The following is a 14,595-nucleotide window of genomic DNA, read 5'->3' on the forward strand; positions in this document are numbered from 1 at the left end:
TTCACCTCCCGTCTGAAAAGGGATTCAACCCGTTTCTGTAATCGTCCACCAGCATCCTCGCCAGATCGGCCTTATCCCGCAGCGCCCTGATGACCCGCACATCCACCGTCCCTTTGGCTGTCAGGTATATGTAGGTGCAATTTTCCTTCTGGCCGACACGGTGAATGCGTGCTTTTGCCTGCTCGAAGTTCGACATGGAGTAATCCAAGCTGTAAAAAACCATCGTGCTGGCGGCGGTGAGGGTCACGCCCAGCCCCGCTGTGGCGATCTGTCCGACAAACACCTGCACCTGTGGGTTGCTCTGAAACGCCGACACCTGCATATCCCGGTCTTTCACGCCGCCCATGATCAGCGAATACCGGATTTCCCTCTTTTCGAGCATGCTGCGGATGGCGTTGATCTCCGGAATGAAGCGCGCCATGACCACCAGCTTTCTGCCTTCCTGCAGCACGTCATCGACGATATCCTCGAGCGCCTCCTGTTTGGCTGCGCTGACCCGCTGGGGCGCGTTGCCTTCGTCGTCACCGAGAAAACCGCCCGTGAGCTGTGACAACCGGAGCAGGCGCGTGAGGACGTTTGTCACCGTTACTTCGCTCTGGCCAAGCGCGGCATAGCTGTCCTTGACCAGATCCATGTAAATTTTCGCGGCGGCAGGTTCCAGCTCGACCTTGCGCACGATGTCCGTGGTTTCTGGCAAATCAAGGCATTCGGCCTTGGTCGCCCGAAAGGCGATGCTGTGCAGGCGGCGCATTAAATCCTGTTCCATCGACCGCTTGAGCACCGGCGTGTGTTGGCCATAGCCCGTCATATCAAAATACCGGTTCCGGAACACATAGAAACTCTGGCCGAAGATCGCCGGATTGAGAAACTTGTACTGGCTGAATACGTCGATGGCTTTGTTCGTGATGACCGTGCCGGTGAGCAGCAGCTTATACCGCGTCCGCGCGCCCAGCCTGTGCATGGCTTTTGAAGCGGCGATATTGTGTGTCTTGATCTTGTGCCCCTCGTCGGCGATCATCAGATCGGGATTCCACGCCTGCAGCTCCTTTTCCAGCCGCCACGCCGATTCGTAATTCACCACCGCCACCTGCAGGGGAGAACCCCGCATATGCCGCAGGGTGTCGGCCTTTTTCGCGCCGGTACCGGTAAGCACTGCCAGTGTGTAATCGAAAGCCGCGAACTTGGCGAATTCCTCGTCCCATACGCCGAGGATGGAGAGCGGCGCGACCACCAAAACCCTGCGGATCCGGCTTGCCTGATAAAGGGCGCCGGTGACGGCGATGCTGGTGATTGTCTTGCCTGTGCCCATTTCCATAAGCAGCGCCGCGCCGGGGGAGGCCATCCCACTCACCGGAACCAAGCCGAACTTCCCGCATACGAAGTTGAATGCATCGACCTGATGCTTATAAGGCGCGGCTCTGATCGGCATGGGTAACTTCGGCGCTGGCTGCTCCATCCTGACTTTTCCTCCTTTCCGCTGATGCCGATTTGTCAAGCAGCGCCAGCTTTCTCGCCAGCCGCCTTGACACCACGCTGATGGCGGTCAGGACGCCGATCAGCTCCTCCGTCGTATCCTCGCTCTGCGCCAAGGCGGCATGTGCGTTTTTTCTCATGGATTTCACCTCCGATCCGGGGCAATAAAAAAACCCCCTCACAATCCAAAGGAAAGTGAGAGGGCAGTTGATAGAGAAAAAACTAAAAATTTTTTTCTATTAGCTTCCGGAGTTTATCCAGAAGCCTGTTTTTGTGGTAATTTACCGTATTTTGAGAGACACCGATCTCCTTGGCAACCATGCGCTCGGACTTTTCCTGATAGAACAGCGCGTCGATCAGGAACCGCTCATCGTCGGTCAACTCCGCAAGCGCCTTAAACAGCATGTCCAGCAGAAGCTTGTCCTCGACGATTTCATCCACCAGCGCCGCTTCGTCGGGCACCTCGAAGCCATCGTCCGCGAGGGCGTTGAGCGACAGCTCGTTGTCGGAGCGAACTTGTCTGCGTTTGCGCTCCCGCCAAGCCGGGCGCTTGAAGGCGTAATATACTTCCTCCGAAACGGGTATCCGTTTCCCGTTGAGTTCGATGTAATACTCCTTGCTCATCCAGTTTCACCTCCTTCCACGAAAACTCGGGGGGAGGAAGTCAGGGAGGAGCGCGAGGGAGCGGTCGCCTAAATCCGGCAACGCCTGACTTTTTTCGTAATAAAAAAAGCGCGGGACATGACTTCACAGTCATATCCCGCGCTTGGCGGCATATTTTAATACATTGGCTCGGTTTTTGTCGGATACATAGACAAAACACGGCGCTACCTCCTTGGTACCGCCGTCAAAAAGGGCGCACTTAATACACCCACCGTTTGCCTATTTTTGAAAAAGAAAAAACGGCGGCTTTATTCTGCTTCAGTAAATAAAAGCCGCCGTTATCGCCTTATAGTGTTATTAAGTAAATCTATGTACAACAGGCACGGCGGCGCTCGTCAAAAGCTCTGCAACAAACCATGCTGCGCAATTCTGCCGCCAGACAAAAAAACCCGCCGCTAAAAAGGGCAGGTGTAAATACATATACATCTGCGGCAACCAGGCTATCATAGTACCCGTAAGTACCTTAGACCCTATGGCTTTGCGTCCCTGCCTTTAGGCAGGTTTGCCCTTAGCGCTGATAATTTACTTTTTTATAAAATAATTTATAATAACTTAAAATGTTTTTAATTAGTGAGTTTTGGCTTTTTCAGACACACTATTTTAGATAAAATAAATGTATCATCCTCCTACATAATTAGACGATGTTATTCACAATTTGTTCCATTACTTCAATCATTTCATATGGGTTCAGCCTTGCCTGTGTGCAGGGGGTATATGAACTTTCCTCTTCAAATACTCATTTTAGCAAGGCTTTTTATCAAATGCCTATTTACTATGGATTGAAGCAGTTGAAATCAATAGCAGTGCCAGCAGGCCAAAATTTAGGCTACCTGGCAGACAACAGACGTGACGACATTTTCTCGGTCTGGGCATTCTCACCATCCTCATTCTATAATCGGCATATGCCATTAACTAAATATAAATTACCGCTATTAATGTCATATGTCAACAAGCATAAGAACCGTTCGCTGCTGATCCGACAGGGAAAGCATTGTACAGCGTTTCGTTAAAAACCACACAGGAGAGCTTGTCCGCTTTATCTATTGAGATAATTTAAGAAGTTTCTCTGCGTTTTCCCCAAGTATTCCGTTAATATCTTTAATGTCAAGGTTTAAGGATTTAATTAACGAAATATCTAAATATTGATTTCTCCAAGGGGAATCAGTTCCGAACAGTACTTTATTTGCACCGTGTTGCTTTATAAATTTTTCTGTTCTTTCTATACCCATTTCATGGATTGAATATGCAGTATCAAAATAAATTTCACAACCTAATAAATGTTTTTCTGCTTCATCCCAATACCTATATCCACCCATATGAGCAGCTATAATATCAGCCCCTCGAAATATATCTACTACTTTTCTTAATCTTGAGGGTGTACAGTGAAAAGGTTCTGAAAAAGCCCGATCAACGCCCGAATGAAAAAGTATGATTAAACCTTCATTAATTATTGCTTCATATATTTTAAGCATTTTAGGATCGTCAACATAATACCCTTGACAGTCTGCGTGAAATTTAACGCCTTTAAACCCTTCACTCGCTAACCATTTAACTTCTTGTTTCCATCCAGGAAAATCTGGGTGAATTGTACCGAAGCTCATTATCCCCGCCTGTTTTACATGGGCTGCCCATCTATTCATTTTAACAGTCTGTTCAGGTTTATATGATATAGGTTGCAATACCCCTAAATCAACCCCCGCTTCTGACATTGAAGCTTTCAGTCCCCCTATAGTCCCGTCCGTAACAGGCGTAATTCTAAATCTTTGTGAACGAATTGATATTGCTCTTTGTGCAACTTCATCTGGGAAACAGTGTATATGTATATCTACTATCACTTTAAGCTATTGCCCTCCAATTACAAAAAAATATAATATTATTATAAAGGTAAAAAGAACTAACATAAACATAATTATTCTAATTGCTGTAGTTAAGTAATGCTAGTTAAAATGTCCTTCTCAGGGCATATTTTTTATGCTTTAACTCTCTCATTTCTTGTATTTTTGAACTTTTTCGATAATAATCTGAATTCTTTCTCTTGGAGCATCAATTCCATAAAATCTACAAAGATTATGACGTATTATTTTGCATTCCCATCCATAGTTAACCCATCTCTTTATTGCCTCTTTAATCTCTGACGTTCTACAATGCATAATGCTATACCCCCCCCTATCATACATGTCGAATTATAGGGAATTATAGCATGATTTATCGGTTTATTACAATATCTTGTTACATAGGTAGATTATGGTTACAATTATACTCCAACTCGTTCAATATAGTTTTTGCAATAAAATAAACCGGTCAACATAGACTTTTCGTCATGTCGACCGGTTTTAGTTCTGTTTGTCTATTCCATCTATTAAATCGCTGTATGAAACCCCCAAAGCTTCAGCAAAAGCCTTGATCTCAATATCCGTCACAAATCGCTGACCTGTCTCGATCCTTCTTATCACATGATTATCCACATCATATCCCATCACCTGCATCTTATATGCAAGTTTTCTTTGGGATAAGGGGGGATCCATATTTAGCCGTAATTTCTCAATGTTCTTGCCACATAAGTTGTTGCTGCCATCTGATGATTTTAATTTGAACACTCCAAAACCGCCGTTTCTGTTGAATACTGTTTACAATCAAGTGTATTTTACAGTATAAAAACAGCTCTGGTGGTTAATACTATTTGCATAAATCGCTTCCCGAGCCACAGCTGCACGGAGAAATTCAACAATATACATAGATACTGGATTATTTTAACATAATAAAGATGGTGGATTTTGTAAGAGTGCCACTATGTACCCCAAAAAGAAAAAGAGGTATAAAATGTTTCAATATATAAAAAAAGTATTAAAGCATTTAAAAAATAAAAAGACAAATGATGAGGATAGTGCCCCTCAATCATCTCAGCTATCCCTATCCCTTGATCTTAATAGTAATCTCGATACATTAAGAAAAATTTTCAGTATAAGCAGCGATATTGTTATCCGCGAATTTGCTTTTGGCCAAAAACCGCAAATTCATGCTGCACTAATCTATGTTGACGGCTTGGTAGATAAAGCTACAATTAACCAGAGTATAATAAAACCGTTAATGTATGATAGTCGTACCATCTGTTCGGAAGAAACACATAAAGAAAATATCGACCATATTAAAACAACCCTGCTTTCGGTAGGAGAAGTTAAACAGATTACTTCCATAAATAAACTCGTGGATGGTTGCATGTCTGGTGATACAATCCTATTAATTAATGGATTTGATGAAGCTCTTGTAATGAGTACCAGGGCTTGGGAGACCCGTGGAGTTCAGGAGCCTCAAACAGAAAATGTCGTTCGAGGGCCGCGCGAAGGATTTTCCGAAACGTTACGTATCAATACATCTTTATTAAGGCGCAAAATAAAGAACCCGGACTTAATATTAGAAACAATGAAAATAGGCAACAGAACGAAAACAGATGTTTGCATTGCCTATCTCAACAGCATCGTTAATCCGGCGCTGATCGATGAGATTAAGCGCAGACTAAACAGAATTAATACGGACGCTATCCTTGAATCAGGATATATCGAACAATTCATCGAGGATGCACCGTATTCTATTTTCGCAACTGTTGCTAATAGTGAAAAACCGGATGTGGTGGCTGCAAAAATTTTGGAAGGGCGAGCGGCGATCTTTATAGACGGCACCCCCTTCGTGCTAACCGTTCCTATGCTCTTTGTTGAAAGTTTTCAAACCTCAGAGGATTACTATTCCCGAACCTTTTTTTCAAGCATTATAAGGATATTAAGATATGTATCGTATATGATTACAATTCTGACTCCTGGAGTCTATGTTGCAGTTTTAGCGTATCATCCTGAATTGATACCGACTCCTTTAATGTTCACTTTGATGGCCTCAGAGGAAGGCCTTCCTTTCCCTCTGTTCTTGGAACTTTTTGTTATGGTACTCGTATTCGATATTCTAAGAGAAGCCGGTGTGCGGTTGCCCCGCCCCGTCGGTCAGGCTGTCAGCATTGTAGGTGCTCTGGTAATCGGTGAAGCTGCTGTTGCGGCCGGAATAGTTTCTGATTTTACGGTTATTGTCATTGCGATTACTGCCGTAAGTAGTTTTGTGATTCCCGCACAAACAGATTCCGCAAGTATGCTTCGATACATTCTGCTGATACTTGGCGGAGTCATGGGAGGATACGGCATCATTATAGGGTTGATTTGCGCTTTGGTTCACTTGGCTACATTACGTTCATTTGGCACTCCATATTTATCGCCATTGGCTCCTTTGGTTAGACGTGATCTTAAAGATACGTTTATCAGGGTACCAATATGGGGCATGGCTACCCGCCCTGAAGATATCGGAGCACAGGAGAGTAAGAGACAGTCAAGTGGATTAAAACCTACTCCTCCGCCCGAAGAAGAAAATCAAACAAGATCATAGGGTATAAAAGTTATGAAAAAAATAATGAGTCTAATGATATGCATTATTCTAACATTCAACTTGACCGGTTGCTGGAGTTACCATGAATTGAACGATTATGCCGTTGTAGTTGGCGTGGGCATCGATAAAGCCGAAAGTGGGAATGTATTACTAACTGCTCAAATCGCGAAACCGAGTGCCTTAGCAAAGGATAGTAAAGGCGGCGGCAGTCAAGAGAAAGCATACTGGAATATTACAAACGAAGCAGAAACGATCTTTAGTACAGTACGGAGTTATACCCATGAGTCTCCTCGCAAATTGTATTTTCAACACAATAAAGTACTCATATTCAGCCGAGAGGTAGCTGAAGAGGGGGTTCAAAAATATATCGATTTTTTTGTGCGCGACAATGAAACACGTATTATTACTTGGGTTTTGGTTGCAGACAAAGATAAGCCAAGCGATATTTTAGATATAGAGCGGGGGCTGGAAAAGGTGCCTGCAATAAATATCGATAAATTGGTCGAAGCTCAACAGTATAACGCTGAGACATATTCAATGAAATTGCTGCCTTTTTTACAACGCCTGATGAGCAAAACCACAGCGCCCGTAGCCCCGCTTATTGAAATCTCGGGTGAAGGTGAAGAACAAAAGATTGTTATATCAGGCTCTGCTGTTTTCAAAAAGGGTAAGCTCGTAGGCCAGCTAAACAAGACTGAAACCAGAGGCTTGTTATGGGTGGATGGTGAAGTCAAAAGCGGAATTATTGTAGTCGAATGTCCCGACGGCGAGGGAAAAGTCGATCTTGAAATTATGGAGGCCAGCAGCACTGTCACTCCTGAAATCAAGGACGGCAATATTTCCATAAAGATTGAAATCAAAGAGCAAAGCAATCTTGGCAGTCAGTCGTGTGCTGAAAACTTAGCCACTTCTGAAATATTAAAACTTGGAGAAAAGAATGCCTCGGCTATTCGCAATGAAATTACAGCTTCAGTAGAAAAAGCTCAGAAACTAAACGCTGATGTCTTTGGCTTTGGTGAAGCGGTGCAGCGTAAATATCCCGGCCAATGGAAAGAACTCGAGAGCAAATGGGATGATATTTTCCCAAATATTCAGGTTGAGATTGAAGTAGACGCTGAGTTGTACGGAACAGGTAAGATTGGAGAACCCGCGCATCCGGATGAGGAATAGAATTTATGATGAAATTAGAAAAAGGTATCATATCAAGCTCACAACTGATATTTCTAATAGGAATTTTTATTCAAGGTTCCATATTTTCGACTACCTTTGTGTTTGACATCACCCCAAAGGATGTCTGGCTAGCTTTGTTAACATCCTTTGCTGTGATGGCACTTTTCGCATTGGTTTACGTAAAGCTAATGCAGAAGTTTCCCGGTAAAAACCTTATACAGCTCAACAATATCGTGTTTGGCCCTTATCTAGGCAAGATGGTTTCTGTATTATATATTATATTTTTCATATTAATGGCTACTGCAAATTTAAGGTTTCTATCCGATTTCATAGCCGGTTTATTTATGGTAGATACGCCTGTAATCATATTCGCTGTTATGCTTGTATTTGCTTGTGCTTGGGCAGTCCGAAACGGAGTAGAGACTCTTGCTCGGATCAGCTTGATATTTTTAGTAATCGTATCAATATCAGTCATATTGATTGTAATTTTAACGGCTAGCAAATTCGAATTTAATAATTTATTACCGGTTTTGAATGTTCCCCTTATGGATTTCATTCAGGCGAATCATATTATTCTTACCATCTTCTTTGGCGAGATATTTGTTTTTATGATGCTAATCCCATATATAAACAACATGAAGAAGGCAAAGAAGTCAGTTCTTCTGGGATTAACCATTGGCGCGGCAACCATGTTTATCTCCTCGGTAATGGTCAGCGGGGTTCTGGGTAATATGGCTAACATTGCAGGAAGTCCTATCATTACAACGATTCGTCAGATTGAAGTAGCAAAAGTCTTAACCAGAATGGATTTTATTGTTGTGGGTATGTTAATATTCTCAATTTTTATGAAGATTTCTGTTATTCATTACGCAGTCGCATTGGGTATCGGCCATTTATTTAATTTACAGTCATATAAGCCGGTGGTGATTCCGATTGGAATTATCTTTATCGGCTTGGTAGTACCGATGCATGACAATCCGGTTTCGCAAGTTGAAAGTGCGATGAAAACATGGCCTTTCTTTGCAAGTATCTTTGAATTTTTACTTCCAGTCATTACATTATTGGTGGCAGCTCTGCGCAGACTTCCTAAAAAACAAGGAGGGTAATACGGATGATATTTTTCGTTATTGCTGTTTTTATCGGTATAGGTTTTTTGGGGTCTCGTAATCTGATAAAAAAGAAAAGCTGGCGGGAAGTTGCCGTCTTCTTCATTCTTTTGTCATTTGGTTTTACGCTTATTGCTTTACAGACCTTAGACGTAAAAATACCCAGTCCGGGGGAAGGTATAAGAACTTTTTTCGAAAAAGTATTATATCTGAGTTATAAATGAGAGTTTTTATGATGTCGTAGCCTTTTTAGATGGTTGCCAATGCCTTTGAATCTTTTCACGATACTTCATATCTGTTCACGTTTCTCAACTTTTTCACGAAAGGTTGGAATGTGCCGTAGAGTGGTTGCATCTTACCACGATACGTTATCAAAAAGACAAGAAAGCCGCCTGTCAAGGCGGCCTGATTTTTCTCTTGAAATATGAAAAAGCCCAGTATTACTGGGCTTTTTCACTCGTCAACATTGTATCAATATTAACGTTTGTTTATGGCGGAGAAGGTGGGATTCGAACCCACGTGCCCTTGCGGACAACCGCATTTCGAGGAAGGAGAGAGAGGGAAAACATATGTGTTTTCCCCTTTATCTTTATATAGAGAGATGTGTAAAAGCACGCTTATCTAGAAATCACCCTTTATGTAATAAGTTCATTTCATTAAGTGTTTATTAGGATTGTGGCACCATTATGTAACCTCGTAACAAATTGAACTTTCGCTGTTGAGTAAATAAGATAAATATTATTTACTATCTTCCCTAAAGTTTACAAGCATATATTTCACATTCACCTATAACTTCATAAAAAAACCATCCGTTTCAAAAATATGATCGAGTTCATCAGTGTTTTGCGCCTTTAACACTTTTTCCCTTACAGTACCATGTGACAAATCCAATCGTTTAAATCTTTGCTTTCCCGCTGGGTCTTTACCCTTACGTATTAGTTGTACTCTTCCAATTCTCGGCTCTTCTTCTGCATATCTCGCAAGACCCTTTGCCTTTCCAAGATTATCTTTATAGTCCGGATTATGTGGTTCCAAAACATCAATGACATATGTAAGCACAGGATCGCTTCTGATAATTAAAAAATCAGGATAGGTCGGTTTTATTTCACCGTTCATCTCATAGGGAAGACATAAGGCCCACTTTTGCCTGGAGGGATTCCTAAGCCAACAAACAAAATCGGACGCTTTTGACTCTTCCGTAATAACACCTTCTTCCCAGCCATTAAGATTAATTTTGGCAATACCTTTCTCATCAGCAAAAAGATGATTATCAAACTCTGTCCCGTCCTCTTCGAGACGTACACTGATTGTTTCAGGCAGGATAAAGTTATGTTTGCTGACAATATCTCCGTCAGCAATGATATCGCTGTATTGCTTTCTGTATTTCTCAGATTCATTGACAACATATTTTCGGTATCGATCATTCAAATTATGAAATTTATTCTTTGCATATGCGTTCAGTTTTGCTATACAGTCATCGTCTGCCGCAAACAAAATACAATCAATCTTAAAAGCATTCGGATTTTCTGTATCGTAGTATTTTTTTCCATAAGCATTTTGAAATCCACAATTTCCGAGCTTTGCATCAGCAGCACGAAGCTGTCGATCAAGGTCGCTTTCAGATGCAGTAAAAAAATCCTGAATAGTATTGTTAAGGGCTTCTCCAAATACATCAAAGATGGAAACAGACAATTTAAAATTGAGTACCTGTGCGGCAAGTTCATCATATTTTCCCGTTTGATGCAGTTCGCTGATATAAGAGCATATCATATTTATAACATCATCTTTGATTTCATCGTTTGCTTTTGCGTGGATATTCGTCTGGGTAAGCAAAGCTGCAAGACTCAACAAGGATTTCAAATAGCTGTTTATTCTAACAGTACGCACTACATACGTCAACAGGCCCTGTTCGTTGATAAATTTAGTGATTTCCTCTCTGTCCAAAGAGTATTTGGGAAACTTAATCTGCTTACCAGTCTCTGGAGCGAACACATCCGACTCGGTTCTCTGTGAACTAATTGAGAATGTGGGAGTCGGTGTGCTTTGCGGCCGGATCTGCTGTTGATTCTCAGAAATATCTACTTTTGGTAAAAAAGATTCATCTGTAGGCGACTCTTCCTGTAAATCGACAGTATTATCCTCCTGCTGTACGGTTAATTCCAATTGTCCTGGTATAGGCAGGTCTTCCTTCCGGCGGTAGCGTACTGTCCAAGGAACATAACTCGGCCGTTCCATAGATTCCCCGTCAATCACAGTCGGGATTTCTCCACCTTCGGTATTTTGCAGTTCTTCAATCACCTCTTTGACGGTGTTCCTATTAAAATAGGGGAGAAATAACCGCACATCATTCAGAAAATCGTCAACCAGAATATGACACTGTAATGGTGTTCTCACCATCCTGCCGAGAAGCTGTGCAATATAAGTGGCATCTTCTGCGTGTCGGAATGACATCATGGTTTCCGCTCGGGGACAATCCCAGCCTGTCGAAAGATTCTCTTTGAACAGTACTACGCGGATGCGCTTATCATCTGTAATTTCAGACGGTTCCACATGATGTACTGGCAATCCATTGATTGACAGCGTGGAAACCGATCCAAAAGTATGCACCACTTGATGTTCTTGAAACGAATCGCCGGTTCGCTCTTCAATTTTAGCGATGACATCATCCAAATTGGTTTCGGAAACCTTATTTCCTTTGCCGGCAAGTACTTGAATCAGGAAGATTGGATTAACCTGAGCATAATGCTGTTCGTAAGAGTATTGATACCAATGCTCGCACTTGTTTTTCCACTCGTCAGTTGCTGCCTGTAGAACCGCCATTTCGTTGTTCTTTTCCAGATCATCCGGATAGGTGATGACAATCCGATCTTTCAGCAGGCCTGATGCGCGAACATCATTGGCGGTTATAATGCATTTTTGCAAGGTCGAGTTGGTGTCACCAACTAATTGGTTGAATCTGGCGGCAGTTGCACTGATGCCGATGACAACCGGCATGGGAGATAAGTGATGTGCTTTGCTTCCTTTGAGAAAACGCTGCATAATGGAGGTTGCTCTACCCGCCTCTCGCCCCTGCATACCACGATGTGCTTCATCGATAATAAAGTAGAGGTGGTCTGCCTTTTCTTTTGCTGTTTTTTTCCAAAGTTTCCCAGATTGTAAATTGACGAGTGTCTGAATGCTTACCTAAATTCGCAGCTTTTCCCAGCTTCTGCGTGTTAAGAAAGTAAATATGTCCATCCTCCAGCAGTTCCATATCAAAGGATTCATCTTCAATGGTGACACACTGGTCAAAGCGGATTTTATCCGCCTTAAAATCAAATTTTTGCTTTGATTGTTCATTGAGCGCGGGAGAATCGGATAGCCAGACAAAGATAGCTTCCGGTTGTTCCGTATACTGGTCTGTACCAGAATATATATCCTCTACAAGCGCTGCCATGATAAGCGTTTTACCCGCACCAGTCGGCGCCTGCAGGGAAACCACCTGCGGGACATGCATGCGTCTGTAGCTTCCCAGTGCTTCCGCTACTTTCATACGCAGGTCAGTGACTGCCTTATTTTGAAAAGGAAATAATTCAACTTTCATCCTCAGTTCCTCCCTGTATTGATCCTGAAATTGTCGAGATAATCCCGGTATAGCTGATAAGTATTGGAAGCGTTCAGGTTTTTTGCCATAGCACGATATCCCGCCTCGTAGTCAGTGACAATGAAGACTGTTTGAATTTCAGGTTGGGCATTCACTTTTGCTTGAAAATCCGGAAAGGCAGATTCTTCTGTGAGTATGGCAAGTTTATTCTCGGGCAGAACGAGCATGGCAGGAATCTCATCCCCGTCCTGTTCAGGACAGGGCCCATACGATCCGGCTTTCATCCAAAGGGTGGGCAGCATTTCCTTGAACTGCCTGCCAAGCGCAACGGAGGTTTTATCAAGAAAACCAAGTTTGAAATAAGCCACATTTGATTTGAACCCGTCTGCCATAGAAATATCGCTGCCGAGATAATTCCCCTTGAGTGGATTGCCATTAACGTCATGCCCTTCAATACTACAGACGGTGCGCGGCCAGGTGACATAGCGTGCGATGCCCAGCTTCTCCCATTCCGGGTCACCAGGATGATAACCTTGCTTGGTGAGAGATTTCGCTTCGTCGACTGATACTTCATTATTGGTGACCATAATACAGCGACGATGACCGCCGTCTTCTGCGTTGAGGAGGTTGACCGCATGTTGTGTAGTGCCTGAGCCTGCGAAGAAATCGATGATTAATGCATTGGGTTTGTTAGCAACAAAAAAACGCAATGTATCCTTTACAGCATAGAGTGATTTCGGAAATGAAAAGCGTCTATCATGAAAAAAACCATTTAAGAGCATAGTTCCATATTCACTCGCTGAATGAGATTTTTTATGCCATATTGTTAACGGTCTAATGTCTTTATCTAAAGACGATTTTAATTCAATAATGTATGCTCCATCTTCGTCTTGACCAACAATATCATACATACCATTGTTAAAATTATTTTCTTGACTTTCGGATAAATAATAACCCGTGCGTCCTTTTCCATTCCATTTTCCAAAGCTCAAAAAATGTTGACGTTGCTTTGCCATTAATGTTTCAGGTTGTAAATTCCACGTTAATTCTGTACCATTTGAGCCGATTGGCCACATAGCTACTGTTCCTTCTGGAGGTTCATATGTATTTCTATCTTCTTCAATATTGGGTACAGGCCCAGGTCCCAAAAATTCCCCTGTATCTTTTTTGAATATAAGAGGATAAAAGAGATTGGGTCTGTCTGTTCTCTTGCCATGATTGCTTGCCTGTCTAAGCAATGCCCTCAACCTCACAGATCGGTCTTTTTGTTCTACATTATCATCTTTAATAGCATCACGAAGCATATCTGAACCATTAGATATAATATATGCATTTCCGACATAGATAAAGAATATATATTCTTCACACCTTGAAAACTCATTATCTCTTCTATTTCCTTTAGGATTAATAACTGAAGAAATCATCTGCAACCTCGCCTCTGGAAACATTTCTTCCAGCAAGCACCCCAAATGCAGATATTCTTTTTCATCAATGGTAACAATTAGCACCGAATCCTTCGAATTCAAGAGTTTCTTTGCTATCCTCAACCGCTTTTGCATCATAGACAACCATTTGCTGTGCCTATATGCATCGTTGTTGTCTACATAATCATTATTGTATTTCCAATCCTTTGCGCCAGTGTTATAAGGCGGATCGATATAGATACAGTCTACCTTTCCGGCATAGAGGTATTCCAGCAGCTGGAGGGCATGATAATTATCTGCCTCAATCAGCGTATGCCACAATTCGCTATCAGGGGCATTACATATGGTATCGACAGGCCTGAGGCAGGGATAGATTGCTTCTCCAAACTCCGCCACAGCTACCAGGTCCGTCAGCGGAATCTTTACTTCATCTTTACTGCCTTTTGGCATGCAGATTACTGTGTCCTCCTCGATTTTTAGAACGACATAGTTTTCACTCACCTTGCCGGTCTTACGTGCAACAGTGCTTCCCTGTTTGATTGGGATATCATATAGTGGCGTGCATTCCGGCAGGTGCTCTTCGAACACCAAGCCAAACTTTTTCTGTTTATTCATCCGGTCCACTTCTGCCTGAATGCGAGCTTGTAACTCCGGATTGTCTATTTGATTAATTAAATCATTGATTGCCGCCATAAAATCACTCCTATTATTGCGCTATAAGCAGTTATATAAAAATTGCACAAACCATTATCTT

General features: G+C 42.5%; 12 protein-coding genes and 1 riboswitch. Of the genes, 4 read left to right on the plus strand and 8 right to left on the minus strand.

The genetic code is table 11. From position 1 onward, the window contains the following. Window position 1: 1 nt before the first annotated feature. The 5 genes from BN348_RS07430 to BN348_RS07450 form a co-directional block, all read right to left on the minus strand. Window positions 2-1,456 carry a DEAD/DEAH box helicase gene (locus tag BN348_RS07430; protein ID WP_040197207.1) on the minus strand — a complete coding sequence of 485 codons (1,455 nt, stop codon included), beginning with the start codon at window positions 1,454-1,456 and terminating at the stop codon, window positions 2-4. Continuing rightward, window positions 1,404-1,613 carry a hypothetical protein gene (locus BN348_RS07435; RefSeq protein WP_040197209.1) on the minus strand — a complete coding sequence of 70 codons (210 nt, stop codon included), beginning with the start codon at window positions 1,611-1,613 and terminating at the stop codon, window positions 1,404-1,406. Before BN348_RS07435 ends, BN348_RS07430 begins: the two co-directional genes overlap by 53 nt. Before the next feature lie 82 nt (window positions 1,614-1,695). Further along, window positions 1,696-2,097: an RNA polymerase sigma factor gene (locus tag BN348_RS07440; RefSeq protein WP_040197210.1), complete on the minus strand. Its 402-nt coding sequence runs from the start codon at window positions 2,095-2,097 to the stop codon at window positions 1,696-1,698. 466 nt (window positions 2,098-2,563) lie between these two features. Further along, window positions 2,564-2,653: riboswitch (cyclic di-GMP riboswitch) on the minus strand. A 523-nt stretch (window positions 2,654-3,176) separates the two neighbouring features. Continuing rightward, window positions 3,177-3,971 carry an amidohydrolase family protein gene (locus tag BN348_RS07445; RefSeq protein ID WP_040197211.1) on the minus strand — a complete coding sequence of 265 codons (795 nt, stop codon included), beginning with the start codon at window positions 3,969-3,971 and terminating at the stop codon, window positions 3,177-3,179. 498 nt (window positions 3,972-4,469) lie between these two features. Next, window positions 4,470-4,733 (minus strand): helix-turn-helix domain-containing protein, encoded by a 264-nt coding sequence (locus tag BN348_RS07450; protein ID WP_040197212.1) that lies wholly within the window; start codon window positions 4,731-4,733, stop codon window positions 4,470-4,472. A gap of 223 nt (window positions 4,734-4,956) precedes the next feature. Between BN348_RS07450 and BN348_RS07455 the strand changes: the two genes are divergently transcribed. The 4 genes from BN348_RS07455 to BN348_RS07470 are packed head-to-tail and all read left to right on the plus strand — an operon-like array spanning window position 4,957 to window position 9,058. Continuing rightward, on the plus strand, window positions 4,957-6,558 hold the full coding sequence (locus BN348_RS07455; RefSeq protein WP_040197213.1) for a spore germination protein: 1,602 nt from the start codon (window positions 4,957-4,959) through the stop codon (window positions 6,556-6,558). A gap of 12 nt (window positions 6,559-6,570) precedes the next feature. Then, complete coding sequence (locus BN348_RS07460) at window positions 6,571-7,728, plus strand: Ger(x)C family spore germination protein (RefSeq protein ID WP_040197214.1); 1,158 nt, start codon at window positions 6,571-6,573, stop codon at window positions 7,726-7,728. A gap of 5 nt (window positions 7,729-7,733) precedes the next feature. Beyond that, a complete protein-coding gene (locus BN348_RS07465) occupies window positions 7,734-8,834 on the plus strand; it encodes a GerAB/ArcD/ProY family transporter (RefSeq protein ID WP_052446798.1) in 1,101 nt (366 codons plus the stop codon). A 5-nt stretch (window positions 8,835-8,839) separates the two neighbouring features. Beyond that, window positions 8,840-9,058, plus strand: coding sequence for a hypothetical protein (locus tag BN348_RS07470; protein WP_052446799.1), 219 nt, complete (start codon window positions 8,840-8,842; stop codon window positions 9,056-9,058). Window positions 9,059-9,620: 562 nt separating this feature from the next. On the opposite strand, the gene BN348_RS07475 is transcribed toward BN348_RS07470, so the two are convergent. Genes BN348_RS07475 through BN348_RS07480 form a run of 3 tightly spaced genes read right to left on the minus strand, consistent with a single transcriptional unit; the run spans window position 9,621 to window position 14,534 of the window. Then, window positions 9,621-11,909, minus strand: coding sequence for a DEAD/DEAH box helicase (locus tag BN348_RS07475; RefSeq protein ID WP_242844321.1), 2,289 nt, complete (start codon window positions 11,907-11,909; stop codon window positions 9,621-9,623). A 13-nt stretch (window positions 11,910-11,922) separates the two neighbouring features. Beyond that, the gene (locus tag BN348_RS14240; protein WP_242844322.1) at window positions 11,923-12,417 is read right to left on the minus strand and encodes a DEAD/DEAH box helicase family protein; all 495 of its coding nucleotides are present in this window, start codon (window positions 12,415-12,417) and stop codon (window positions 11,923-11,925) included. A 2-nt stretch (window positions 12,418-12,419) separates the two neighbouring features. Next, window positions 12,420-14,534 (minus strand): site-specific DNA-methyltransferase, encoded by a 2,115-nt coding sequence (locus BN348_RS07480; RefSeq protein ID WP_040197216.1) that lies wholly within the window; start codon window positions 14,532-14,534, stop codon window positions 12,420-12,422. Window positions 14,535-14,595: the final 61 nt, after the last annotated feature.

It is taken from the genome of Candidatus Soleaferrea massiliensis AP7 (assembly GCF_000820765.1).
Classification (GTDB): Bacteria; Bacillota; Clostridia; order Oscillospirales; family Ruminococcaceae; genus Soleaferrea; species Soleaferrea massiliensis.

Excerpts from the sequence above, each read along its gene's own strand:
- BN348_RS07430 (WP_040197207.1), bottom strand. The coding sequence starts at position 1,456 with ATGGAGCAGCCAGCGCCGAAGTTACCCATGCCGATCAGAGCCGCGCCT.
- BN348_RS07435 (WP_040197209.1), bottom strand. The coding sequence starts at position 1,613 with ATGAGAAAAAACGCACATGCCGCCTTGGCGCAGAGCGAGGATACGACG.
- BN348_RS07440 (WP_040197210.1), bottom strand. The coding sequence starts at position 2,097 with ATGAGCAAGGAGTATTACATCGAACTCAACGGGAAACGGATACCCGTT.
- BN348_RS07455 (WP_040197213.1), top strand. The coding sequence starts at position 4,957 with ATGTTTCAATATATAAAAAAAGTATTAAAGCATTTAAAAAATAAAAAG.
- BN348_RS07460 (WP_040197214.1), top strand. The coding sequence starts at position 6,571 with ATGAAAAAAATAATGAGTCTAATGATATGCATTATTCTAACATTCAAC.
- BN348_RS07465 (WP_052446798.1), top strand. The coding sequence starts at position 7,734 with ATGATGAAATTAGAAAAAGGTATCATATCAAGCTCACAACTGATATTT.
- BN348_RS07470 (WP_052446799.1), top strand. The coding sequence starts at position 8,840 with ATGATATTTTTCGTTATTGCTGTTTTTATCGGTATAGGTTTTTTGGGG.
- BN348_RS07475 (WP_242844321.1), bottom strand. The coding sequence starts at position 11,909 with ATGCAGGGGCGAGAGGCGGGTAGAGCAACCTCCATTATGCAGCGTTTT.
- BN348_RS14240 (WP_242844322.1), bottom strand. The coding sequence starts at position 12,417 with ATGAAAGTTGAATTATTTCCTTTTCAAAATAAGGCAGTCACTGACCTG.
- BN348_RS07480 (WP_040197216.1), bottom strand. The coding sequence starts at position 14,534 with ATGGCGGCAATCAATGATTTAATTAATCAAATAGACAATCCGGAGTTA.